Annotated in this window: 22 protein-coding genes; 15 read left to right on the plus strand and 7 right to left on the minus strand. The window is 34.1% G+C overall.

What is annotated here, in order from left to right; all coding sequences use genetic code 11:
- Positions 1-81: 81 nt before the first annotated feature.
- The 3 genes from BN349_RS03130 (at position 82) to BN349_RS03140 (ending at position 2,019) form a co-directional block, all read left to right on the plus strand.
- A complete protein-coding gene (locus BN349_RS03130; protein ID WP_019240819.1) occupies positions 82-426 on the plus strand; it encodes a hypothetical protein in 345 nt (114 codons plus the stop codon).
- 323 nt (positions 427-749) lie between these two features.
- Positions 750-1,316, plus strand: coding sequence for a nitroreductase family protein (locus BN349_RS03135; RefSeq protein ID WP_019240820.1), 567 nt, complete (start codon positions 750-752; stop codon positions 1,314-1,316).
- A 220-nt stretch (positions 1,317-1,536) separates the two neighbouring features.
- Positions 1,537-2,019, plus strand: coding sequence for a hypothetical protein (locus tag BN349_RS03140; protein WP_019240821.1), 483 nt, complete (start codon positions 1,537-1,539; stop codon positions 2,017-2,019).
- Positions 2,020-2,188: 169 nt separating this feature from the next.
- On the opposite strand, the gene BN349_RS03145 is transcribed toward BN349_RS03140, so the two are convergent.
- The 3 genes from BN349_RS03145 to BN349_RS03155 are packed head-to-tail and all read right to left on the minus strand — an operon-like array spanning position 2,189 to position 6,093.
- Positions 2,189-3,877, minus strand: coding sequence for an ABC transporter permease (locus tag BN349_RS03145; protein ID WP_019240822.1), 1,689 nt, complete (start codon positions 3,875-3,877; stop codon positions 2,189-2,191).
- Positions 3,874-4,983 (minus strand): ABC transporter ATP-binding protein, encoded by a 1,110-nt coding sequence (locus BN349_RS03150; protein WP_019240823.1) that lies wholly within the window; start codon positions 4,981-4,983, stop codon positions 3,874-3,876. Before BN349_RS03150 ends, BN349_RS03145 begins: the two co-directional genes overlap by 4 nt.
- A 15-nt stretch (positions 4,984-4,998) precedes the next feature.
- Entirely contained in the window at positions 4,999-6,093 is a 1,095-nt protein-coding gene (locus tag BN349_RS03155; RefSeq protein ID WP_019240824.1) for an extracellular solute-binding protein, read from the minus strand.
- A 271-nt stretch (positions 6,094-6,364) separates the two neighbouring features.
- Here BN349_RS03155 and BN349_RS03160 point away from each other — a divergent pair, with 271 nt between their 5' ends.
- Positions 6,365-8,875, plus strand: coding sequence for a PIG-L family deacetylase (locus BN349_RS03160; protein WP_026089138.1), 2,511 nt, complete (start codon positions 6,365-6,367; stop codon positions 8,873-8,875).
- A gap of 199 nt (positions 8,876-9,074) precedes the next feature.
- Here BN349_RS03160 and BN349_RS03165 read toward each other — a convergent pair whose 3' ends face one another.
- The 3 genes from BN349_RS03165 to BN349_RS03180 all read right to left on the minus strand — a co-directional run bounded on the left by BN349_RS03165 (position 9,075) and on the right by BN349_RS03180 (position 12,551).
- Entirely contained in the window at positions 9,075-9,944 is an 870-nt protein-coding gene (locus BN349_RS03165) for a carbohydrate ABC transporter permease (RefSeq protein ID WP_019240826.1), read from the minus strand.
- 16 nt (positions 9,945-9,960) lie between these two features.
- Positions 9,961-10,851, minus strand: coding sequence for a carbohydrate ABC transporter permease (locus BN349_RS03170; RefSeq protein WP_019240827.1), 891 nt, complete (start codon positions 10,849-10,851; stop codon positions 9,961-9,963).
- Positions 10,852-11,216: 365 nt separating this feature from the next.
- The gene (locus BN349_RS03180; RefSeq protein WP_019240829.1) at positions 11,217-12,551 is read right to left on the minus strand and encodes an ABC transporter substrate-binding protein; all 1,335 of its coding nucleotides are present in this window, start codon (positions 12,549-12,551) and stop codon (positions 11,217-11,219) included.
- A gap of 195 nt (positions 12,552-12,746) precedes the next feature.
- Between BN349_RS03180 and BN349_RS24705 the strand changes: the two genes are divergently transcribed.
- From BN349_RS24705 to BN349_RS03235, 11 genes are all read left to right on the plus strand, one after another.
- Positions 12,747-14,366 carry a response regulator gene (locus tag BN349_RS24705; protein ID WP_019240830.1) on the plus strand — a complete coding sequence of 540 codons (1,620 nt, stop codon included), beginning with the start codon at positions 12,747-12,749 and terminating at the stop codon, positions 14,364-14,366.
- Positions 14,363-14,611: a hypothetical protein gene (locus tag BN349_RS03190; RefSeq protein ID WP_019240831.1), complete on the plus strand. Its 249-nt coding sequence runs from the start codon at positions 14,363-14,365 to the stop codon at positions 14,609-14,611. The genes BN349_RS24705 and BN349_RS03190 overlap by 4 nt, the downstream gene beginning before the upstream one ends.
- Positions 14,608-16,149 (plus strand): cache domain-containing sensor histidine kinase, encoded by a 1,542-nt coding sequence (locus tag BN349_RS03195; protein WP_019240832.1) that lies wholly within the window; start codon positions 14,608-14,610, stop codon positions 16,147-16,149. Before BN349_RS03190 ends, BN349_RS03195 begins: the two co-directional genes overlap by 4 nt.
- Before the next feature lie 185 nt (positions 16,150-16,334).
- Positions 16,335-17,243 (plus strand): dihydrodipicolinate synthase family protein, encoded by a 909-nt coding sequence (locus tag BN349_RS03200; protein ID WP_019240833.1) that lies wholly within the window; start codon positions 16,335-16,337, stop codon positions 17,241-17,243.
- A 7-nt stretch (positions 17,244-17,250) separates the two neighbouring features.
- Positions 17,251-17,904: an SGNH/GDSL hydrolase family protein gene (locus BN349_RS03205; protein ID WP_019240834.1), complete on the plus strand. Its 654-nt coding sequence runs from the start codon at positions 17,251-17,253 to the stop codon at positions 17,902-17,904.
- The gene (locus BN349_RS03210) at positions 17,897-19,294 is read left to right on the plus strand and encodes an ABC transporter substrate-binding protein (protein ID WP_019240835.1); all 1,398 of its coding nucleotides are present in this window, start codon (positions 17,897-17,899) and stop codon (positions 19,292-19,294) included. The genes BN349_RS03205 and BN349_RS03210 overlap by 8 nt, the downstream gene beginning before the upstream one ends.
- Before the next feature lie 66 nt (positions 19,295-19,360).
- Entirely contained in the window at positions 19,361-20,236 is an 876-nt protein-coding gene (locus tag BN349_RS03215; protein WP_019240836.1) for a carbohydrate ABC transporter permease, read from the plus strand.
- Positions 20,237-20,251: 15 nt separating this feature from the next.
- Positions 20,252-21,094: a carbohydrate ABC transporter permease gene (locus BN349_RS03220; protein WP_019240837.1), complete on the plus strand. Its 843-nt coding sequence runs from the start codon at positions 20,252-20,254 to the stop codon at positions 21,092-21,094.
- 6 nt (positions 21,095-21,100) lie between these two features.
- Entirely contained in the window at positions 21,101-21,826 is a 726-nt protein-coding gene (locus BN349_RS03225) for an N-acetylmannosamine-6-phosphate 2-epimerase (RefSeq protein WP_232423509.1), read from the plus strand.
- 100 nt (positions 21,827-21,926) lie between these two features.
- The gene (locus BN349_RS03230) at positions 21,927-22,817 is read left to right on the plus strand and encodes an ROK family protein (protein ID WP_019240839.1); all 891 of its coding nucleotides are present in this window, start codon (positions 21,927-21,929) and stop codon (positions 22,815-22,817) included.
- A gap of 7 nt (positions 22,818-22,824) precedes the next feature.
- Positions 22,825-23,682, plus strand: coding sequence for a MurR/RpiR family transcriptional regulator (locus BN349_RS03235; protein ID WP_019240840.1), 858 nt, complete (start codon positions 22,825-22,827; stop codon positions 23,680-23,682).
- Positions 23,683-23,966: 284 nt separating this feature from the next.
- Here BN349_RS03235 and BN349_RS03240 read toward each other — a convergent pair whose 3' ends face one another.
- Positions 23,967-25,187: a helix-turn-helix domain-containing protein gene (locus tag BN349_RS03240; protein WP_019240841.1), complete on the minus strand. Its 1,221-nt coding sequence runs from the start codon at positions 25,185-25,187 to the stop codon at positions 23,967-23,969.
- Positions 25,188-25,381 lie beyond the last annotated feature (194 nt).

Here is a 25,381-nt window from a genome sequence, read left to right on the forward strand (position 1 = left end):
AGGATAAAAGTTTTCTTCATTCTAAATTCTCCTTACAATCTAATGTTGGTTAAGCTATGATTGGAAAAGGGGGAATGATCATTGAATAAGTCATCGATTATTTGGGTGTTAGAGCTGTTCGTAAGGATATGTTATTTGTTAGGTGTACCATTTGCCGCTTATGAGCATTATACTGTTATATTCATTTTTTTACTTATCATTATTGCTCTTGAATGGTTGATTAAATATTACAAAAAAGAAATGAAACAGCAAGCTACTTTTTTTGAGGGAAAGATGGTTTCAATATTGTTTGGTCTACTTCTATTAATCGAGGTAACTTGTTTCTATTTAGTAACTAAGCCTTCGGTTATCTTTGTTTTACTGTTCGGTGGATATGCTATACAAATAATCGTAAGGGCATTCAGTCATCATCCGAAAAAGATATAGAAGTAAAGAGGATGTTCAAAAGGAAAAATTCGATGACATCCTCTTATATTTTATTTAAATTTCATACTATCCTATCTCAACTAAAGAATAGAATAGAGCCATGCACAGGACAAAACGCGCGTAACAAACAATCCATAAAAAATGGGAATTACATAAAGTGTAGGGGGTCTTTGAAAAGTGATAAAAATCACTTTTTAGAGAGCTTTTTTTACGTTTCGTATAGTGATAATGTAATTTAATTGTTTGCGATATGAATAGTAAAGATTATATAATATGATAAGATATGAATGATTATCATTATCAATTAGGGGTGGAGGGGTAATATGGATTTAGTACAGTTGATTAAAAGTCGACGTTCCATTAAACGTTTTGAGGATCGAGAAGTTTCTACGGATTTCATTATAGATTTGCTTGATACAGCCGTATGGGCACCAAATCATCATGTTACACAGCCTTGGCGTTTCATTTTATTTAATGGAGAAGGTCGAGAAAAACTCGCCAATGCAGCTCGTGAGTGGAAAATCTCCAAGGAACCAAATCCTGCTAAAAAACAAGAGGAGGGTGATAAGCTTTATGACAAGCTGATGGCTAATCCAGCCTTCTTGTTGGTTGTAATGGAAGAACATCCGATTCTATCTAAAAGAGAAGAAGATTTGGCTGCGACAAGCTGTTTAATTCAAAATTTCAGTTTGCTGGCGTGGGAGCAAGGGTTAGGGATGACTTGGCATACACAAGGATGGCTTCATGAACCAATCGTTCGCGAAGCAATCGGTATTAAACCTGGTGAGCGAATTCTAGCTAACCTCCATATGGGGTATGCGGAAATGGTACCAAAAGCACAACCTCGTAAATCAGCTAAAGAGCTTATGACAGTAGTGGAATCGAAGTAAATAAAAACAAACATATCCACTTAATGAGAAAAGAATAGTTTATGTGATCAAAGTAAAGTTCTGACGGATAAGAGTATACCTTCTTATTTAGTCAGAATTTTTTTGAGCAAATTACTATTTTTATATAACATTAGAAATTTCTAACGGTTTTTATTTCTGAAAATTGGGAATATAAATAAGGAGGCTAGTATACTTCGGATAGCTTTAAAGGAGTGTTAGTATGGAAAAGTTCTATTTTAATATAGATTCACATACTTATGAGAAAAAGAATATTCCATCCTTTAAGGAATGGCGCGACTCCAGTGAAAATTCGCCTTTGCAAAAAGAGCCGTTAAGGAAACAAGAATTAATTAAAAAATATCGAAATGAGCTTTCTGATAAATTTCCCATGTATCATTATATGGGACAAGAAATAAGGGTTGTTCCACTTGACGATGAAAAGGTGATTTATGAATTTTATGTAGATGAAGATGAGGGGACCGTGCATATATTAGATTTAAATATGACGGGCAGTATAGATGTTGCAGAAATTATAAACGATTATTTTTTACAATATATTTTTGAAGAAAATCGTTCGCTTTTTCAACGGAAGGCATGGTATGAATATCGTTTTTTAATTTATAGCAGAGATGGTATTGTTTCAGAATGGCGACATAATAAACTTTGGTTTGAAAAGCATTTTGATTTGCAATTAAAGATTTAAATAAAGAAAAACAGAAAGTACATAAAGATGCTTTCTGTTTTTTTGCATATGACCTTAATTCAATTATTGCAAGATGCGAAACTATAAATGTGGTTGTTGGACTTACATCTCTTGTATAAGACTAACCAATTTTAAATTCTTCCTTACTGACTAGGGCAAATAGATGATCTTAGAGGGCTTTCTCCGCTTTAATTCCAAAAAATTTATTAGATACAAAAAGGACTAAAATGATGATGGCAATTTGAATCATTCCATAAGCAGCTGCTTGCCCCATATTGAACATTCGTAGCTGGTTCATAATTTCAATAGAAATCGGTCTGTTTGAAATGGTGTATAAAAGTACGGATGTTGGAAATTCTCCAACAGACTCAATGAATGCTAATAATGTGCCGGATAAAACACCGGGCATAATGATAGGTAGAATTACTTTCCTAAAAGTATAGAACCATCTTGCTCCTAAGCTTCTCGCTGCTTCTTCAATGGAGTCATCTAACTGCTCTAGAACAGCATTCGTTGAGCGAACAACAAGAGGAATATGTCTGACAAAATAGGCGAGAGGTAAAATCCAGAAGGTTCCTACTAAAATTTGACCAAAAGAAAAAATACTGCGTTCGTTGAAAGCAAATATTAGATTCATCCCAATTACAGTAGCTGGCAAAGCCCATGGAATCATAACGAGTATATCGATTAAGCTTTTTCCAATAAATTTTCTTTTGACAAGAACATAGGATGTAATGACACCAAATATTAAATTAGCGATTGTTGCAATAATCGCCATGACTAAACTATTTCGTAATGGTTTGAAAATATTTGGATCTTCAAATAAAAGACGATAATTTTCTAGATTAAAGATGGTAGGATAGGTTTGCCAAGTCCAGGTTCCATCTGGTACTAGTGATAATAATAGAATGGTTAAATGAGGTAATAGTAAAATCAAAACTCCAATCATGCCTGCTCCAACCAAAATCCATTTAATAAAGGGATTGGTTACTTCACTTCGATGAGCTCCAATCCCTTTTGAAGCCATTCGATAATCCTTCCTATTTTGATACCAACGCATGAATAATAGAAAAGAAATGGAAACGATCGAGAGAATAACAGATTGAGTAGCAGCTATTTCCATATCACCATTAATTTTTGAAAAATAAATTTGTAGACTTAATACTCGATATCCGCCAGCTAACAAAAAGGGTGCACTAAAGGATGCCATGGAAATCATAAAAACGAGTAGGGAAGCAGCAATAATAGCAGGTGTTAATAAAGGAAATGTGATTTTCCAAAACACTTTAAATCTATTTGCCCCTAAATTATAAGCAGCTTCTTCTAGAGAAGGATCAATTTTATGTATAGCTGCTGAGACAGTCATATAGAAATAGACATACATCGTATAAGCATGGACAATTAATATTCCTGATACGCCACCTATTTTAAAAGGAACTTTTTCTAAACCAAATAAATCCTTAATGGCATTCGGAACTAATCCAGTTTCACCGTATAAAAACATAAACGCCATAACACCAACAAGTGAGGGTAAAACGATTGGTAAGATTGCTGCTGTAGAGAAGAAATTTCTACCTGGAAAATCGTATCGATTAAAAATAATGGCTAAAGGAATTCCGATTAACGCACTAACCAACACACTTAAAATCGAAATATAGACAGAATTCCACAGAGCTTCTAAATTTGTTTTTGATTCTTGAACGAAAAAATCCTGGTAGTTCCCGAGTGAAAGTGAACCTCCTTTTTGTAAACTTTCAATAATAGTTCGTAAGGATGGATAGAGAACATAGGCAATTAGAATGATAATAACTGGGAGGAGTAGCCAAAGAGTGAGTCGCATATCTCTTTTCTTCATCATGGTGTATCACCATTTAGTATAGGAATAATACGTAATTGCTGCTCTGGGAGCTGTACGTAAATTTCTTTTCCCTGATAAAAGTGTCCAAATGTATGTGTATTTAACACATTTACTCGTAGTAACAAAGCTTCAACTTGGACGAGCAAATTTACAATAGCGCCTAAAAACTGGAGAGATAAGATTTTTCCTTTTAAAATGTTTAAGCCTTCTTCCGAAGAGTCTATTATCTTGATTGCTTCTGGTCTAATGGAGATGGCAAGGTTTTTATCATCAAGTGAAGTGTGATTGCTATGATGTTGTGAGGGAACTTGGAGTTTGATTGGCTCTCGGATTTGTGTTAATGAAACCATAATATGGTCGGAATTAATAAGTTCTACTTGAGCAGGAAAAAGATTAATTTCTCCAATGAAACGGGCTACGAAATCATTGCAAGGATTATTATAGATTTCAGTAGGAGTGCCAATTTGATGGCATATTCCGTTATTAAAAACAGCTATTCGGTCACTCATGGATAGTGCTTCTGCTTGATCATGTGTAACATAAATGGTTGTTATTTTATACTCATTTTGTAATCGTAAAATTTCAGCTCTCATTTCATCCCGTAGTTTGGCATCTAAATTACTTAATGGCTCATCTAATAATAGTATTTCTGGTTCGATTACAAGTGCTCTTGCTAGGGCTACACGTTGTTGTTGACCACCACTTAATTGACTGACCTGACGATTTGAATAGTTCTCTAGTTTCACTTTGCTCAGTACTTCCTCTACTTTCTTCTTTAAATCAACGGAAGTCATTTTTCTAACCCTTAGGCCAAATGCAACGTTTTCAAATACGGTCATGTGAGGAAAAAGGGCATAGTTTTGAAAAACCATGCCCGTATTTCTTTTCTCCGGAGGTATGCGAGTCATATCCTTCTCTCCAAATCGAACCAATCCTTGTGATGGATAATAAAATCCTGCAATCATACGAAGGGTTGTTGTTTTACCACAGCCACTAGGACCTAAAAGGGTAAAAAACTCACCGTCTTTAATAGATAGATTAAGATGATTGACGGCTATAGTTTTTCCGAAGGATTTTTGGACATTTTCGATTATTATTGATGTCATTAGAGCGACACTTCCTTACTCTTTAATTTCTTTAGCTCCATTTTTTATGTTTTCGTCCCAATATTTCATCCATTCGTCTCCTTTTTCTTGGAAAACAGTCCAATCGATATCCATCGGTTTTATTTCTGTTTTTGTGATCCAATCTGGTAGACCAGTCACATCGTTTCTAGTTGGAATACGATAAAATTCTTCAGCTAATAACTTAGCTGCTTCAGGAGTGTTAACAAATTCATAGAATGCTTCAGCTGCCTTTGGATGCTTAGCCCCTTTTACGATAGCGATTCCTTCAGTTAAAACAGGAGTACCGCTCTCTGGAATAAGAAACTCAAAAGGATAGTTTTTGTTTTCTTTTAAATTCACAACATCCGGCATTGCCCAAACAGAGAGTGAACCCTCTCCTTTAGCTACTTTGTTATACATCATTTCTGGGTTTGCCGAGTATTCTTTTGTGTTTTGATCAAGTTTTTTCAACCATTCATATCCTGCTTTTGGTTCGTTCGTATCTTTATAAGTTCGATAGATCATTGCGGAAAAAATCGTTCTCATTGTACCTGAAGCAAGCGGGTAACGAATGATGATTTTATCCTTCCATTTAGGATCAAGTAGTTCATCCCAGTCTTTTGGAGCTTCTTCTTTTGATAATTCTTTGCTGTTATACATAATGACCTCAGGCGTCTTACTAGTACCAGACCAGTACCATTCTGGATCATGAGAATTTTGATCAAGGCTATCAGAATAAGAAGGTTGATAAGGGGTTAATAAGCCGTCAGCCTTTCCTTGGTTAAAGTTGGTAGAAGGAGCTCCCCACCAAACGTCGGCCTGTGGATTATTCTTTTCTGATCGAATCCGGTCTAGAATTTCTTGAGAGCCCATATCAAGCCATTCTACATCAATTTCATATTTCGCTTCAAACTGTGCTTCGAATTTCGATAAGATATCTTTTCCATGAGGAGAGTACACCACAATTTTATCTTCAAGTTTACTACTCTTCTCCTTGTTATCGTCTTTTTTCGGCGTTGAATTTGAAGTATCTGAGCTACTGCAACCTGATATCAACAATGCGGCGGAAAGAGTAAGTATGGAAAAAATGGATAACTTCTTGCTTTTCATTAAAAAACCCCCTTATTATCAACATTTTTCTTGTTCATACTGGCAACAAGTCTCTTTTTTTGAAATACTACAAAAAGATTTTAAGTGGAAAGGGAAGCGCCAGTATAAAATGGCTTACTTTAACTAATCACTGTTGAGGCATAAAAGAATACCTATCAAATAAAGTATTAGTCTATAAATTATATATGCAGCTTGGTTTAAGGAATATTACTACCTTACATATCATCTATTAGTTTATGAAGTGAAAATTTTATAAAATGAAAGGGGTTTCATGATGAGGAGATTATTGCGGATTATTTTATCACTATTTTTAGTTGTATCATTTTTTCCGTTCGCAAAAGGTACAGCAAGTACTAACAAACCTAATGTAGAACTATGGAATGCTGTCAAACCACTTGGTACAACTGTTACGTTTTTGAATAGTGGTGCTCATCCTGATGATGAAAGAAGTGATTTTCTAGCTTATTTATCAAGAGGATTAGGAGTGAAGACATCTAGCTTAATTGCCAATCGAGGTGAAGGAGGGCAAAATGAAATAGGCGACGAATTGGATAACGCACTTGGAATCATTCGCTCAAGGGAAATGATTGAAGCTGCAAAAATTACTGGAGTAAAAGCTTATCATTTAAGTAAAACAACATCTGATCCTATTTACGATTTTGGTTTTTCCAAGACACCAGAAGAAACGTTGGGAAAATGGGGCGAGGAACTAACATATGAACGTTTAATTCGCTTTATTCGTACATATCAGCCCGATATTGTAATGCCATCTTTTCAAAATGATGATACTCAGCACGGTCATCATCGAACGATGACCATATTAAGTGAACGAGCTTTTAAGGATGCAGCAAATCCGACTATTTTCCCGCAGCATTTAAAGCAAGGATTATCCGTATGGCAAGTAAAAAAGTTATATTTACCAGTTTCCTCTGCAGATAAAGCAACAACATCGATTGAAATTGGAGCATATGACCCCGTTTATGGGATGACATATCCGCAGCTTGGCGAACAATCTCGATATATGCATAAAAGTCAAGGAATGGGATCAGATATTCCAGCAGGACCACGTCAGGTACATCTGGATTTGAAGCAAAGTGCCGTGAATACGAAAGATAAAAAGGATCTTTTTGCTGGAATTCCATATAACTTTACTGATTGGGCGAATCAATTACCAGTATCACAGTCGCAATTAAGATCCGAACTGAAAAAACTACAAGTAAAAATGGATTCTGTTATTAAAGCATATCCAAATAGTCAGCGTGTTTTTACCTCATCTCAAACAGCTCTAACTCATGTTCGAACAGTTACAAAACAAGTCAAAAAAGCAAAACTAAGTAATGAAGTCAAAAATGAGTTGCTTCACAAGCTTTCATTAAAAGAAGAGCAATTGCAAAATGCTAGTTTTGTATCTTCAAATTTAGATGTTCAAGCTAAATCCTCCTCCAATATACTGACAAAAGGTCAAAAAACCAATGTGACAATTACACTTAAAAACAATGGAACACATACGCTAAAAAATGTTTCTGTGAAATTGGACATGGAAAAAGGCTGGAAAGCAAAAACAAAAACAAAATCTGTTTATCTAGCTCCAAAAAAATCAACGATTATTACGTATCAGGTTGATGTTCCTAAAGAGGCAAATGACTATCATGCGTATAATAAATCTGCCATTTCAGCAAACATTTCTTTTGAATATGGTCATACAAAAACGACATTTAAAGAAGAATTAAATGGCACGATTGCTGTACTTCCTGATGTAGGTCTCACACTTTCACCTGAGGATCTTGCTGTAAATACGGCAAACGTGCCAAAAGAAATACCGATAACAGTAACAGCTAAAAATTATCGAGAAGGGAAGACAACAGCAAATATAGCAATAAAAATACCACCAAATTGGAAGGTTACACCTACAAAATCAACGGTTTCATTTTCTGGAAAAAATGAAGAGAAACAAGTGAAATTCATCCTTACTCCACCGCCAACCGTAAAGAATGATGAATATGAAATAAAAGCTTTTGCAACTGTTAATGGAAAGACCTTTCAATCTACTATTCAAGAAATATCATATGACCATATTGGAACTTTCTATTATCAATATCCAGCAAATATAAATGCTGTTGCATTTGAATTACTAAAGCCAGATTCTTTGAAAGTAGGCTATATTGAAAGTGGATTTGATAAAGTGGCCGATTATTTAAGTAATGCAGGTCTTAATATCACAAAGTTAACCCCAGTGGATTTGGCAACTGGTGATTTGAATCAATATAATACGATTGTTGTAGGTATTCGTGCTTATTTATCCCGAGAGGATTTACAATTAAACAATGCAAGGCTCTTAAAATATGTAGAAAATGGCGGATATCTTGTTGTTCAATATCACAAGCCAGGCGATGGATGGGATGCACAAAAAACTGCACCATATCCGCTTACAATTGGAAATCCTTCCATACGTTGGCGAGTAACGGATGAGAATGCAACGGTAAATCTTTTGAAGCCGGATTCTCCTCTATTTAATTATCCTAACAAAATAACAAAAGATGATTGGAGTCATTGGGTTCAGGAAAGAGGACTTTATTTCCCAATGAAATGGGACAGTAGATATGAGACATTTATAACAATGGCGGATCCAAATGAAGCGCCATTTGATGGTGGTATTCTAATGGCGAATTATGGGAAAGGTAGTTATCTATATACAAATCTAGTACTATATAGACAAATTCAAAATCAAGTTCCTGGTGGTTATCGAATACTAACAAACTTAATAAGTTATGGAATAAAGTAGCCATCAATGGATGTAATTAGAGTGTTTTTCCATAGTTAGTAGAGATTCATCAGTGTGATAAAGCTATTCAAAAGAAAATAAGCAGGGACATTTGATGTATCCAAAAAAAGATAACTCATTGTCCCTTCTTATTTTTAGGCTGAACGGATAGTTTGCACTTTTATCTGTTTATGTTAAAAATATACCGATTCATACGTTGTTACTTTATAGCACCCATTGTAATTCCTTGAGTGAAATTCTTTTGGAAAATAAGAAAAATCACAATCATAGGTATAGAAGAAAGGGTTGCTCCTGCCATTAAGACTCCGTAGTTTGTTGCAAATTCAGATTGCATGGCAGCAACTCCGAGTGGTAATGTTTGCATGGAAGTAGAACGAACCATGATTAATTGCATGAAATAGTCATTCCATGAAGCAATAAAAGTGAATATGGCTAAAGCACCAACAGCAGGCTTCAGCATAGGCAATACAATTGAGTAAAAGATGCGTAATTCGGAACAACCATCTATTTTGGCAGCTTCGATTAATTCATCAGGTATGGTTTGAGCAAATTGTTTGATGAGAAATACCCCAAATGGCCACCCAACAGCTGGAAGGATCAGTCCTCGAAATGTATCAACCCATCCAAAATCCGCTAACATAGTAAAAAGGGGTACTAGGATTACTTGTTTTGGAAGAGTCATTGCTGCAATTAATATCCAAAAGATCACCTTTCTGCCAGGAAAACGTTTTTTGGCTAAAGCGTAGCCTGCGAGAGCGGCGGTTGAACAAACTAATATCATCTCTACAAAAGAAATAAAAAAGCTATTAAAAGTCCAACGCCAAATTGGATTTTTAAATAAATCAACCCAATTTTCCATGGTTGGTTTTAGTGGAAACCATTCAGGTGGAATCGTAGTTGCTACAAGCTGTAATTTAAATGATCCAGTAATAACCCAATAATAGGGGAATAGAAATAATAAAACGAAAAATATCATTAAGAACATCGATAGTTTTTTACCAATTGGAATGGGCATTTTCTTTTGTTTTTTTACTATTATTTTTTTCTTTGATTGTATAGTAGGCTCCATTTCAAGTTCTCCTTTCCTAATATTCCACTTCTTTTCCGAAGTATTTAAACTGTATGATTGAAATAGTAATGATCACCACTGCTAAAATGATACCCATTGCGGAAGCTAAGCCGAATTGTGCTAGAGTAAACGCCTTTTCATATACTTCATACATAATTGTAGTTGTACTGTAGAAGGGGCCGCCTGATGTCAGTAATTTAATTAATGCAAAACATTGAAAGGAGTTAATCGTAGTTACAATAATAACGTATAAACTAGTAGGCATTAAAAGAGGCCAAATAATCTTTCGGAATATTTGCCAATCACTTCCCCCGTCAATTTTTGCTGCTTCAATATAGGTTGAAGGAATATTTCCTAAGGAAGCTGTATATAGGATGATTGGCTGACCGACAGATGTTGTTATAAGTACGATAATGATGGATATTAAGGCAAATTTCGAGTCGCCAAGCCAATTGATGGACTCTAGGTTCAATAAATTTAGAATATAATTGAGTACTCCGTAATTAGGATGATAAATCCAGCCCCAGACAACGGTTATGCTTACTACGGAAGAAACAGCTGGTAAATAAAATATTGCTCGAAAAAAGGATCTCAGCTTTTCATTTTTTTGATAAATATTGATTGAGACAAAAAGGGAAAAGATAATAACAATTGGTACGGCACCTAAGACTAAAAGAACGGTATTACGTAGTGCTTTTAGAAAAACTTCATTTTGAAATAAGTAAATATAATTATCTAGTCCTATAAAATCAAATTGAGCTCCAGTGTAATTAAAAAAGCTTATATATATTCCTTTAATCATAGGTATTACGACGAATATTACAAAAAAACTAAGTGCAGGTAATAAAAAAAGATAGCTAGTTAGCCATTCTCTTTTAAAAAAGCGCTTTTGAGTGAAGGTTCTCACTAAGTTTTACCTCCTTTATTTACATTCATTAAAAAAGAGATCTTTCGTCATAATCTAGGTCTTTATATTATTTATGAGAAAGGTCCCGTATACCGTTCAAACTAATTCTAAGACCCCCAATGAAAAAAACAGCAAGAAAAGAGGCATTTAGGTGGGAGTCTTAGTGCTAGTAAAAACCCAATTGGTCAAAAAAAATTTTCGTATCTACCAGTTTAGCGATAAGTTAAGTAAGAAAGTTCTAAAAGAACTTCATTTTCCCTTTTGAAGCGAAAAGAATTATGCATTCTAATGTGATTGCCGTTGGAGAGAGACATTTAGTAATCGTTGGGGGATTAACGAACTCCCTCAACGATTACTGATGCTCTTTATTGACTTTTCTTTAGGATTTCATCTCCTTTTGCTTTAAAAGAATCCAATGCTTTTTTAGGTGATGATTTCCCCATTAATGCTTGTTGAAGTTCTGGGAACCATACTGTTCTTAGTTCAACAAATCCTTTTGCTCTTGTAGGTCCGTCAATAATATACTTTCTCATGGATTCTACATATGTCATTTCGGCATCGTCATAAAGTCCAGTTACTGAATTTCTGACAGAGAAACCGCCAGTAGCTTTAAGGTTTTTATCTTTCCACTCAGGATCATTTGCAATAAAATTAATCAATTTTTTAGCAGCTTCAATCTTATCTTTGTCACCATTATTGAATACAGCCATACCACCGATATATGGCTCGTACGAAGGGTTTGTACCATCAGGTGTTGGCCATGAAACAAATGCTTCTTCAAAATCTACGACTTTTTTAGAGCTATATATTTTCTTTACAACTGTAGAATAATTTATTGTTGTTGCTAGTTTACCTTGTAAGAATAAATCGAGAGTATCACTTGCTGCCATTGACTCTGCACCAGGTGCAACTAGTTTTTTGGAAACTCCATCAACAACCCATTGAAGTGCTTTAGCGCCATCACCACTATTAATAGTCACTTCCGTCATATCCTTGTTTAAGAAGCTATTTCCAGCTAAATTAGCTAAATAAGCTCTTGTTCCCTGGTCTCCAGCAGAACTTTTAGCAAAAAAAGCAGATGGGTAAACGTCAGGTGCTTTTGTTTTAACTGCTTCTAAAGCCTTTTCATATTCTGCAACACTCCAGGTGCGTTCTGGCCGGTCTAGAGGGAGCAAGTCAAGTGCTCCAATTTTTTCAAATAGTGTTTTATTGACAGCCATCATAAATGGAGTTGTATTAAGTGGATACATTACGACATCATCTTTTACTTTTGATTGATTCCAAATGCTTTCAGATATATCTTTTTCCATTTCACTATCAACCATATCATTTAAGGGTGCAAGGTAACCTTTTTCACCGTAGTCAAGAATACGGCCTGGAGCGTCATAAATGAGATCAGGCGCTGTTTTGGAGGCAAGGGCAACGTTTACCTTTTCTGGACCACCTTCGAATGAAATCATCTCTAGGTTAACTTTGATAGTAGGATTTTTCTTATTGAATGCTTTAATTACCTCTTTTTCGTATTTCCCTAATTCTCCATCCAATGCATCCCAGTTCGGATAATTCCACCATGTGATTTCAACTTGCTTTTTGTCATTAGAAGTCTTTTCATTTGTGCTAGAATCTTTTGAACAGCCAACAATTCCAAGAATAACTGAAGCAGAAAGTAGTGGAATTACTATTTTTTTGAACAATTTCAATTCAATCCCTCCAATAAAATGTATTTTTATACCCTACGAATAAAAGCGCTTTCTTACTTGGATTAATCTTATCTAAAATGATCACGAGAAAAAATACCCTTTATTTTACTTTTTAGGGTTTATCTTTACATTTTAGGATATTTAAGACTATTTTGTTTTGCTGAGATTGACATATAATTGTATTCGAGGTGATATATGTATAATTTAATGATTGTAGAAGATGAGATAGTCATTCGTGCAGGTTTGGTAAAGTATTTTAATTGGGGAGAGCTTGGATTTTCAACTATTCTCGAAGCTGAGAATGGATTAGATGCTATTGAAAAAGCAAACAAATGGAAACCCGATTTAATTGTAACCGATATTCGAATGCCTAATATGGATGGTTTGAAAATGATTGAAAGACTTCAAGTAGATCTACCTGACTGTATTTTTGTTATTTTAAGTGGATATGAAGATTTTATTTATGCCAAAAAGGCAATTCAGCTAGGGGTGACAGCGTATTTGGTAAAGCCGCTTCAATATGAAGAAAGCATAAAAACGATTCAAGAAGCTGTTACCAAAATGAAAGAAAAAAAACAGGATATCATACGACAAGAAGAAATAAGGAAAGAGCTAAGCGAAAAAGAGACACTGATGCAGGAAAAATGCATTCAAGACTTGATGGAGAATAATTATAGTGAGGAAGAATGGAAAAGACGTTCAGAAATGTTCAATCTTCCTATTGTGAATGAAAGTTATTATACAGTCGTTTTCACTCTCATCTCAAAAATGGGGGACAGAAATTCTATTCAACAATTATGGGGAGACGTAGTTGCGAAGATACGTTCAAGTTGGGAAGAGTTATTTCAATCAGAGTTAGATTGTCAAGTTTTTATATATACATCAGGGATGAAATGTTTTATGTTCATCGCTTCTAAGGAAAATCCATTATTGATAGACAAGGTTACAGATATAGCACGGAAAATAGTAAAGCAAGTTAGTTCAATAAGTAATAATCTGTATTGTGGTGTCGGACCTCAAGTTAATAGTGGTAGCCATGTAAAGCAGTCTCTTCTCTTAGCTCAGCAAGCAATAACTTATCGTTTTTTTGATAGTAGAGAGCAAATTTTCTATTACAGTCAGCCTAGTCACGTAAAAGGTTATTTATTCCATTTGACAGAGAATCAAAAGCAAAAACTAGTAATTGCGCTTGAACAGGCTGATCAAATCACAATAAAGGAATTGTTGGGACAGTTTGAACAACTAATAGAAAAACACGCTGAACAGGCTACTCCTGAAATATTATTTGCCTTTGTCCAAGAACTGATTGGGGTTTGTATAAGATTTGTTCACAAGCATGGAATAAATATAAGAGAAATGTATCATACGAAATTGTTTTCCAGTGCTTTTTTGGATGACTTTTGTACACTAACAGATTTATTTGAATGGCTTACTGATTTTATTTTGACAATCAGTTTGAATTTTGATTATAGTTCTAGAAACTCTATGGAGAAACGGATTTTTTCAAAAATTGAGGCGTACATTTTAGAAAATATAGATAAGGACATTTCGTTGACTAGAGTGGCCAATGTATTTTTTTATAACCCTACTTATCTAAGCCGCTTATTTAAAAATAAAATGAACATTAATTATGTAATGTACATTACAGAAATTCGAATGAATTATGCTAAAGAATGCTTGAAGAATTCTAACTATTCTGTTTTAGAAGTTGCTAACATGTGTGGTTATAACAGTTATAAGCATTTTGTAAAAACTTTCAAAAAAATTACTGGAATTACTCCTTCTGAATATCGCAAAATGCGAGGTGTTCGATGAGAAATAGCATCCGTACAGAAATATTTTTTCTTATTATCTGTAGTGTTACGATTCCATTGTTGATTGTATCAGTAGTAACGTATAGGGTGTCGTTAAATGCAGTAGAAAAAGAATTCCAGAGTAACTCTTCCCTAATCTTAAAAAACTTATCCTTTAATATGGATCAATATTTACAAGCAATCGAAAAAGGTACATTACTTGCGTTTAATGATGCTAAATTACTTTCCGCATTAAAAAAACAATGAACAATCCATCTAATTCAAACCAGCTTGAAAATGAAACAAGTATACATAATTTTGTTCAAGGAATTGAATTGTTAATTAATAATGTCAATGGGGTACAAATTTTTTTGGGTAACAGAGTATATTATGCAGGTAGTTATGATTATGTTGGTGCTGACTATGATTACTCGTATTTCAATGAGCCCTGGTATAAAAAGACGATTGAAGCAGATGGAGGAATGGTCTTGTTTGGTACTCACAAGCCGTTTCAGCGAAAGTTTTCAAATGACTATGTTATTTCCATGTCAAGAGCAATCCGACAAGTTGGAGAGGATCAAATACTTGGAGTGATTCTTCTCGATATTCGCTTAGATATGCTCCGCAACATTTTTTCATTAATGGAACATAATCAGAGGAATTTCATAATGGTTGATGATAAAGGTAGTTTCATATACTCTTCTCAATTTCAGCAAAATACAACGGCTTTAAAGATCGAACCTTCAGCATTAAAGAGTATCTTAGCGGAAGAAAATGGTCAATTATATACAAAAATAAACAATAAAGCTGTATATGTGAATTTTGTTACTTCCAAATACTCGGGATGGAAGGTTATTCAATATATCAATTCGACAGATGTTACAGAGAAGTCAGCTTTTATTGGTCGAATTATTTTATTGGTTGCAGCAAGTTCAGCGTTGTTAGCAACGGTTTTAATGTTCTTCATTTCTTCTAGAGTTTCAAAACCAATCATTCATCTCAGTAAACAGGTTCGGCTTATTGGAACAGGAGATTTTACCGTGGATCTTAAGACTAGTCGCAATGATGAAATAGGAACACTATATCACGGCTTTAATAAAATGGTTAGCGATTTAAAAAGCTTCGTAGAACGAATTGCCTCTGCAAAAGCCAAACAAAAGGAAGCACAATTAATTGCTTTGCATAGTCAAATTAATCCTCATTTTCTTGCAAATACGTTGGAATCAATTCAGATGAAAGCGGTATTAAATGATCAACGAGAGTTAGGTGAAATGATAGGTACACTAGGGCATTTGTTCCGTTTGCACACTAAAATTGATCAAGATCTTGTTCCTTTGAAAACAGAGTTGGAGTATGTACGGTTATATTTTAAACTTCAAAAGATGAGATATGCGAATAATATAGATTATCATGAAATTATTGAAAATGGATGCGAGAATTTGCTCGTTGTTCGATTTATGCTACAGCCAATAGTGGAAAATGCTTTGAAGTATGGGCTTGAGCGTCAGACGGAACAGATAGAAGTTTCTGTTATTGTGTTTCTATCTGATGAAGGTCTTGTAATTGAAATACATGATAATGGCGTAGGAATGGATCAGGATACACTAATGAAACTTAATCAAAACCTATTTCAAGATCATTACACGATCACAACAAATCATATCGGTACAAAAAATGTTCATGAGAGAATCAGATTACATTTTGGTGAGGAATACGGATTACAAATATATAGTAGTCGAGTTGATGGAACAATTGTTATGATTCGCATACCTGTTCAAAAGTATAGTGATGAAAATAATGGTTAAGTGAGGAGTTAATTTAGTCTTATTATCTATTAACGATTGTAGAAGCATGATCATGACTTGAAATAGTGGAAATTTTTTTCAAAAAAAATATAATGAAGGAAAATGTTTACAAAAATAATAGTGTATGGTAATTTTAGGATAGGTTGTTTATAAATGTTAGTTTTATTGGATATGGGGTGAAATGTATGAATGATAAATTTAAAGGAATATTTCCAGCTTTTTATGCTTGCTATGATGAAAATGGAGAGGTGTCGGAAGAAAGAACAAAGGCATTAGCAAACTATCTTTATCATAAGGGAGTAAAAGGTCTATACGTGGGTGGTAGTTCGGGCGAATGTATTTATCAGAATATTATTGAGAGAAAAGCGACGCTTAAATATGTAGCGGAGTGTCTAAAAGGCAAGCTAACTTTAATAGCACATGTGGGTGCTCCATCAACTAGAGATAGTGTTACTTTGGCAAAATATGCAGAAGAATTAGGTTACGATGCATTATCAGCTATACCGCCAATTTATTTCAAACTTCCTGAGAGTTCAATTTCAAAATATTGGTTTACTATTATTGATTCTACAAATTTACCATTTGTAATCTATAATATCCCTCAAACAACAGGTTATTCACTTTCAATGAATCTATTTAAACAAATGCTAACAAATGAAAAAGTAATAGGAATTAAGAATTCTTCAATGCCAGTACTGGATATTGAAAGATTTAAATCTGTTGATGAAGACAGAATACTAGTTTTTAATGGTCCAGATGAACAATTTGTTGCTGGAAGACTAATGGGAGCTGATAGTGGAATAGGTGGAACCTATGGGGCTATGCCTGAACTATTTTTAAAAGCTGAAGAGTTTATATCGAATGGACAGATTAAACAGGCAAAGAATATCCAAAAAGAAATCAACGATATTATTATCGCTCTATGTTCATTTGAAGGCTCCATGTATTCAGCAATAAAAGAAGTTTTGAAATTAAATGGGATCAATGTAGGGAGTGTAAGAGAACCGCTAGAAGCCATACCAGAAAAAGAATTTGGAAAATTAGGAAAATTAAAAAAACTGATAGATGAAACGATTGCTAAATACGAAGGGTAATAGTGCCATGAAAAGAATTGTTTGTTATGGAGATTCAAATACATGGGGGTACAATGCTGAAACAACGGAAAGATTCCCAGAGAATGTGAGATGGCCTTGTTTATTAAATGAATACCTTGGAGATGAATTTCAGGTTATTGAAGAAGGTTTATCAGGAAGAACAAGTGTGATTGAGGATCCGTTATTTGAAGGGTTAAATGGACTTACTTTCATACATCCTTGTTTATTAAGTCATTCACCTCTTGAGTTAGTTATTATTATGCTTGGAACAAATGATACGAAGGAAAGATTTAATTTAACTGCTTATAATATTGCGCAGGGAATAACCCGACTGGCTATTAAAGCAAAGAACGCGGTCTCTATAGATAGTCAGTCGAGTAGAGTCCTAGTTGTTGCTCCACCTCCAATTGGTAAAGATTATATGAACACATCTATTGGTCTACCAATGGGAAAAGATTGTGATTGCAAATCGGAAGAACTTTCAATTCATTTAGAAAAATTATTGAAAGTTCATGATATAGAATTTCTTGATACAAAAGGAATTGTTTCAATGAACCACGTTGACTATATGCATCTAGATCAAGAAGGACATAAACAACTTTCTGAAATTATTTATGAAAAAGTTCAAAGTATTTTAAAAGGGGGAACTAGGAATGAATAACAAAAGACTTATAACAATTCTGTCTAGCTTTGTGTTATTACTTACAGTATTTTTAGCAGGTTGCTCTAATGAAAAAGTGGATAGTAAGAATGAAAAATCAAATGGGAAAGAAAAAGTAGAGATTACAGCTTGGTTAACACCTCAATGGAAAGGTGTACTTGATGGCTCCGAAGAAGGAGCAGATTATGACAGTTTCTTAAAATACGCAGCCAAAAAGTTTTCGGAACAATATGAAGATTATGATGTGAAAGTGAATATAGAAGTAATTGCTGGAGATCAGAGAGATGAGTTGCTAAATGTAAATTTAAACGGTGGTACACCTCCTAATATCTTTTTTGAAAGCGTTTTTGCAATGGGAGATTATGTACATAGAGGGGCTTTGGAACCTATAACGGATATCGTTGATGATCAGGCAAAAGAAGATATTCCTAAAAGTATTTGGGAAAACGTTACTTTTGGAAAAGACATATACTTCTATCCATTCTCTCAAAATCCAGGTACTTTTGCATACAATGCTGATATGTTAAGAGCTGCAGGGCTAGAAAGTTATATTGGAGAAGAAAATGAAATAAAAACGTGGACATTAAAAGAGTTTGAAACCATTTTAAATGCGTTAAAAACTAAATTACCAAAAGATCAGTTTCCAAATGCATACCCAATGGGATTGTATGCTTTAAACAATCAAGCAGATACATGGAATCTTGCTTACTTAAGAATGTTCGGTAATGAATTCTTTAATTCCAATAATGAGATTGTAGTTGCAAAGGATTCAGGGATAAAAGCAGCAAAATGGATGGAGAAAATTTATAAATCGGGGTTAACAAATCCAGGACCGGAATCAGTGTCTTCAAATGATACGAATGCGATGTTCCAAAATCAACAGCTAGCAATAAACTTCACAAATGCTATTTTATACACAAATGCAAAGAATGATATGAAGAATGGTGATTTACCGAAATTTGATGTGAGGCTCGCTAATATTCCTTCTGAAAGTGGAGATCCTTTAACGTTCACTTATGTTACAGGTGCAGCTGTTTTTAAATCCGAAGATAAAATAAAAACAAAAGTAAGTAAAGACTTTGTGAAGTTTTTCTCAACAGATGAAGAATTAGTAAAATCATCGAAAAATGGTGTTCCAGTAAGATCTTCTGTAGCAGAAGAATTTGCAAATGAGCAACCTCTATTTAAGGCTTATGATGAGAATTCTAAATACTTGTTTACTTTTACTGGGAATGTTGCTGGATACAATGAACTAAGACAAGTTTTATATCCTGAGTTACAAGCAATCTATACAGGTGAGAAAAAACCTGAAAAAGCGATAAAAGATTATCAGAAAAAAGGTAATGAAATAATTAAAAATGCGAAAGCGGATTCCGTTATAGGAGATTAAATCGGATTGTATCCACACTATATCGTCTTTTAACAGATAATAGGAATTGGCATTTGAAGGGTGAGGATGCTAGTGAAAACTGAAAGGTTTAAGGAGAATTTTACAGGTTATTTATTTATACTGCCACAATTGCTCTTGTTTGCGATTTTCATTGTATATCCAATTTTTGAAGGCATCCGATTAAGTTTGTTTAAAATCAGTTATTCCGATGCTACATTCGTAGGTTTAGATAACTACATACGCTTGTTTAATGATGAAGTGTTTGTAAAATCTACGATAAATACTGTCATTTTTGTTATTTGTATTGTGGCATTAACGGTTATTTTTGCCCTTTTTGTTGCAACAGCAATTTTTGATAAAAATGCAAAGTATGTTTCTTTTATAAGAGGTAGTTACTATATTCCTGTAATGGTTTCAATGGTTGTAATGACCATGGTATGGAGTTTTTTATTAAATCCAAGTAACGGGTTGATTCCCTACTTAGCTAGAGAAATGGAAATGCCAACAATCAATTTATTGGGTAATAAAAATACCGTATTACCTGTTATTATTTTTATTACTTTTGCTATAAATGTAGGTCAAGCGATTATCCTATATGTAGCTTCTATGATTGGTATTCCTAAAGATTTGCTGGAAGCTGCTGAGGTTGATGGAGCTAGCAGAGTAAAGATTATCATGAAAATTATTATTCCAATGGTTAAGCCAACGACGATATATATCATCATTATGAATATTATTGCTGTTTTAAAAATATTCGTGGTTATTCAACTTCTGACTGGTGGTGGACCAAATAATGGTTCCACAACATTAATGTATTATTTATACAATAATGCTTTCAAATACAATCAATTAGGCGTTGCATCAGCAGTAGGTGTAATCATGTTCATCATAACATTAGTCTTATCTATTCCTCAGTTAAGAGCTATGTTTAAGAATAATTAGGGGGGAGGAAGGACCTTGTTAAGAAAAAAAACGCAAAAGAAGAGAGAATTTATTGATGTATTTTCAAACATCGTAGTTATTTTCTGTGCTCTATTAAGTCTATTTCCTATTTACTGGCTGATCACTAGTTCATTGAAAAAAAGCTCTGATGTCATAAAAATGCCACCAGATTGGTTTCCGACAAGCATCAATTTTTCAAACTATGTAGATGTATTCAGTAATCAACCGGCGTTAAAATGGACATTTAACAGTATTATTGTAGCGACTGTTTCAACAATAGGACTTGTAGTTGTTAGTTCTATGGCTGCATATGCTTTTTCAAAGTTAGATTTTAAATTTAAAAATATTATATTTGTTATTTTCATTTCAAGCTTAATGATTCCAAAAGAAGTGTTAATCGTTCCATTATTTAGATTAATTCAAGACATTGGAATGGTAAACTCGTTAAGCGGAATGATTTATCCGAATATTGCGACTGCTTTTGGTGTGTTTATGTTGAAAGGGTTTTTTGATAGCATACCAGACTCATTTCGAGAAGCTGCCAAAATGGATGGAGCAAGCGAATGGACGATCTTTTATAAGATTATGCTTCCACTTGTTAAGCCTGGAATAGGAGCATTGTTTATCCTTCACTTTGTACAGGTTTGGAATGATTATTTATGGCAGCTTGTAGTTGGTCAAGAAGCAAACGCTAAGACATTGATGGTGGGAATTGCAACCTTAATGCAAGATCTTAATCCGAATTTCGCATACAAAATGGCAGGAGCTACTGTTGCTGCTATTCCAATGCTACTTATCTTTTTCTTTTTCCAAAGATATTTTACCAAGGGAATTTCTATTGGCGGAGTAAAGGAATAATTAAATATGGAGAAGAATATGATGCTCAAAAAAGTAGAATTATTTCAGCAAATAAAAGGAAAACTAATCGTTTCTTGTCAAGCACTTCCGGATGAACCGCTTCATAGCTCTTTTATTATGAGTAAAATGGCTATTGCTGCAAAGCTAGGAGGTGCAGGAGGCATACGATCAAATAGTGTCGAAGATATAAAAGCAATCAAAGAAGTAGTTGATTTACCTTTAATAGGTATTATTAAAAAGGTGTACGATGAATCTGAATCGGACGTGTTTATTACACCAACTATTTCAGAAATTGACCTTCTCTATAAAGAAGGTGTGGACATAATTGCATTAGACGCTACAAAACGAAAGAGACCAAATGGAAAAACGATAAGTCAAATCTTTCCACACATTCGTGAAAAATATTCTAACCAAATCTTTATGGCTGACTGCTCTACGTATGAGGAGGCTGTAGAAGCTTATCGATTAGGCTTTGATTGTATTGGTTCAACGTTAAGTGGATATACGGAATATACAAAAGATAGCGTTTTACCTGATATAAATTTCATAAAGAAATCTGTTGAAAATATCCCGGTGCCATTTATTGCTGAGGGTGGAATATGGACAGAGGAAGACTTGAAAGAGGTTATAAATACAGGCGTACACGCTGTTGTAATTGGATCTGCTATTACTAGACCAAAGGAAATTACTAAAAGGTTTGTTCATGTGATCAATAAGACATTAAATACTTAATGGATGATTTTATCGCATTTTAAAAACAAAAACTAGAATAAATAAATCCCCAAAATACTTGGGGATTTATTACCTTTCAGACGAAATAGGGGTGAAATAGATGAGAATTGTAGCAGCAGATATAGGAGGTACAACGATAAAAATAGCTGTTTCCGATGAATATGGTACTTTACAAGACTTTCAGGAAATTAGGACCGAGGCAGAAAAAGGTGGAAAGTTTATCATTGAAACATTATCAAAAGCGATTGCAAGTTATCAGGGTATAGATGCAATTGGTATTAGTACAGCTGGTCAAGTAAACAGGGAAAATGGAACAATCATTTATGCTAATGAAAACATTCCCAATTATACAGGTACAGAAATAAAATCTATTTTGGAGGGAAGATTTAAGGTTCCTGTTGAAGTAGAGAATGATGTCAATGCGGCAGCTTTAGGTGAAAAATATTTTGGTAGTGTAAAAGAGACCCAAGATTTTTTATTTTTAACCTATGGAACGGGAATAGGTGGCGCAATTGTGTCAAAAGGGGAGTTATACAAAGGAAAAAATGGTTTAGCAGGGGAATTTGGACATGTTCTTCTACATCCTAATGGATTAAACTGTAATTGTGGAAATAAGGGATGTTATGAAACTTATGCTTCAACGACAGCTCTTATTCAAAAAGCTAAAGAATTGGATTCAAGCTGTCTTAATGGAAGGGTATTATTTAATAAAATCAGTCAAGGCTCTGTACTGTTAGAAGAAATACTAGATAATTGGATTGATGAAGTCGTATTGGGATTGATTTCATTAGTACATATTTTTAATCCAGCACTTATTATTTTAGGCGGTGGTATTATGGAGCGAAATCAAATTATTGAAAAGATTTCAAGAAGAATGAAAAAAAGTATTATGCCTAGCTTCTCAGATGTTAACTTTGTAAAAGCATCTCTTGGGAACAAAGCTGGTTTATTAGGTGCTGTTTCACTTCATACTGAAAAAGATAAAGGGTGATAAATGTATGGGAAATCAGGATATCTTTACTTTGGTCCGTTCTAGATATAATTTATTTACAAATGCAGAAAAAAAAGTTGCAGACTACATACTTGAGAATAATAGAGATGTGATATATATGTCTATTAACGATCTTGCCGATGCATGTAATGTAGGCGAATCAAGTGTGTTTAGGTTTTGTAAAACATTAAAGCTAAAAGGGTATCAAGAATTTAAAATTGAACTAGCACATAGTATATCACTCGATGATGATGAAACACACCAATTACCAAGTAAAGTGACATTGAATGATACCATTGAGGAGCTATCGAAAAAAATCTTAACCACTAATATAAGTGCCTTAACAGAAACACAAAACTTAATAAATGTTGAAAAAATTGCATTAGCAATTGATTATATGATGAAAGCTGAACGAGTTCATTTTTTTGGAGTAGGCTCTTCATTAATGACAGCAATGGAAGCAAAGAATAAATTTATGAGGATCATAAATAAGGTCGAATGTTCCATCGATTCACATCTACAAGTGATGACAGCGGCTTTAATGACAGAAAATGATGTAGCTATTATTATATCTTATTCTGGTTCTACTAAAGATACAATTGATGTTGCAAGGGTTGCGAAGGAAAGAGGAGCTAAAACAATTGTTATCACCCGATTTTCAAAATCACCAATCATGAATTATGCTGATATAACTCTACTTTGTGGGGCAAATGAAGGACCTCTTCAAGGTGGAAGTCTTTCCGCTAAGCTGTCTCAATTGTATTTGTTGGATGTTTTATATGCAGAATATTTTAATAGGACATATAAAGAGTCGGTCGTGAACAAGGAACGTACAGCCTCAGCTGTCGTGGAAAAGTTACTTTAATAGGTTTATAGAATTAAGTACATACAATTAGCCAATCTATCTAGGAGGTAAGAAATAGTCTTCTAGTCGGATTGGCTTATGCTGGTTCGAGACCACAATTAGCTATTATTTAACGCTGTTTTTGGTACTTTGTTACCTATGAACAAGTAGTGAATATAGACTGAGTTGAATCCCGCTTCAGGATGCTCGCTTTCCATGGAGTGCACCTATCCCGCTACTTCCACAGCAGTCTCTTGCGCCTAACGCTCCATTTGAGCTTTTTATACTAAATGTATTCACCAGACTTATTTAAAGATAATCTCATATGTAGCGCGATATTCGCTAGGAGATAATCCCACGTATTTTTTAAAGGTACTACTATAATAGTTTGGTGTATTAAAACCGGTGTCTGCAGAAATTTGTTCCATTGTCTGATTTGTCATACGCAATAAAGGCAAGGACTTCATGATTTTTAAAAAAGTAACATAATCTACATAGCTTTTTTTCGTCTCTTTTTTAAACATTCGGCTAAAGTAGGGAACACTAAAATTCATATAGGTGGCTGCATCACTAATGGAAATATTTTCACAGCAGTTTTTCACAATATAATCGATCGTTTTTAACAATGCTGGATTTTTTGTGATTTCTTCAAAAAAGCGTAATTGAACATGCGTTATCGTCGGTTTTCTTCGCGCTTTTCTTGCTTCTCCATAAGAGAAATGCAAATTAAGAGGTGCATCGTAAACATCACCTACACCGATATAAACATAAATTCCAAACTCTTCACGTAATTGTTGTATGACCTTTAGCATATATTCAACACCTTGTTGCCATTGTTTAAAGGAAGAGTACAATTTGGGAACTCTTAATAAGATCAATAAGTGCTTTTGAAAAGATAAAAAGGACGTATGGGAATTACATTGGTTATACTGCTCCCGGATATATTGCTTAATAATGACACTTGGTGCTATGCCGTTCGGCAATCTTTCTAAAGAAAAGCCTTGTAGAAGTAAAACAACGTTAGGGATGGCCTGAGTAGGTAGGAAAGCTCTTGCTTCTATGACCTCTTGTTCGGAACCTATTTCGCCTCGTATTAATCTTCTTAAAAAAGCTTCTTGAAAAGGAGTATTATCTCCATCTGTAATTTGTTCATATAAATCACTATAGGTAAACGTAATCTTTTTGAATTGGTAATAGCGAGTACGTAACTTCTTTGCTGTTCGTAAAAATACGCTTTTCTGTAAAGGCTTTACAAGTATGGTTTGTAGTTTCAAATCGATTGCTAATGCAGATGAAAAGGAAAGTTCTTTAGCCAAGATCGGACAGATTAAACTTTTAGAATATCTTCTTTGTAACCGTCGTATTCGAACCCAATCAAACATTTTATTCACTTCAACAATGAATATATCAACTTGCTGGTCATCATCAGTTAAAATTTGAAACTCATCAGATAGGGCCTCATGTAGCCACTTTATAACTGTGGCAAGCTCATTTTTATTCGCTATGTTTAGTTTAACTCTTAACACAATGAGCACCTCCATCCAAAAAAATGTATACATTATTCTACAACAAAATTCTGAACATTGGCAAATTTTTGTATATTTATGCTAGAAAACTGTAAGGTAATACATTGGATTATAAAATACAATTATTTACAGACGTATTTCCGCTTGGGGAGGGGACTATTTATAGGCGGAAATATTCATATTTTGAATTTTTG

This window comes from Bacillus sp. AP8 (genome assembly GCF_000321185.1).
GTDB classification, from domain to species: Bacteria; Bacillota; Bacilli; order Bacillales; family DSM-1321; genus Bacillus_AD; species Bacillus_AD massilioanorexius.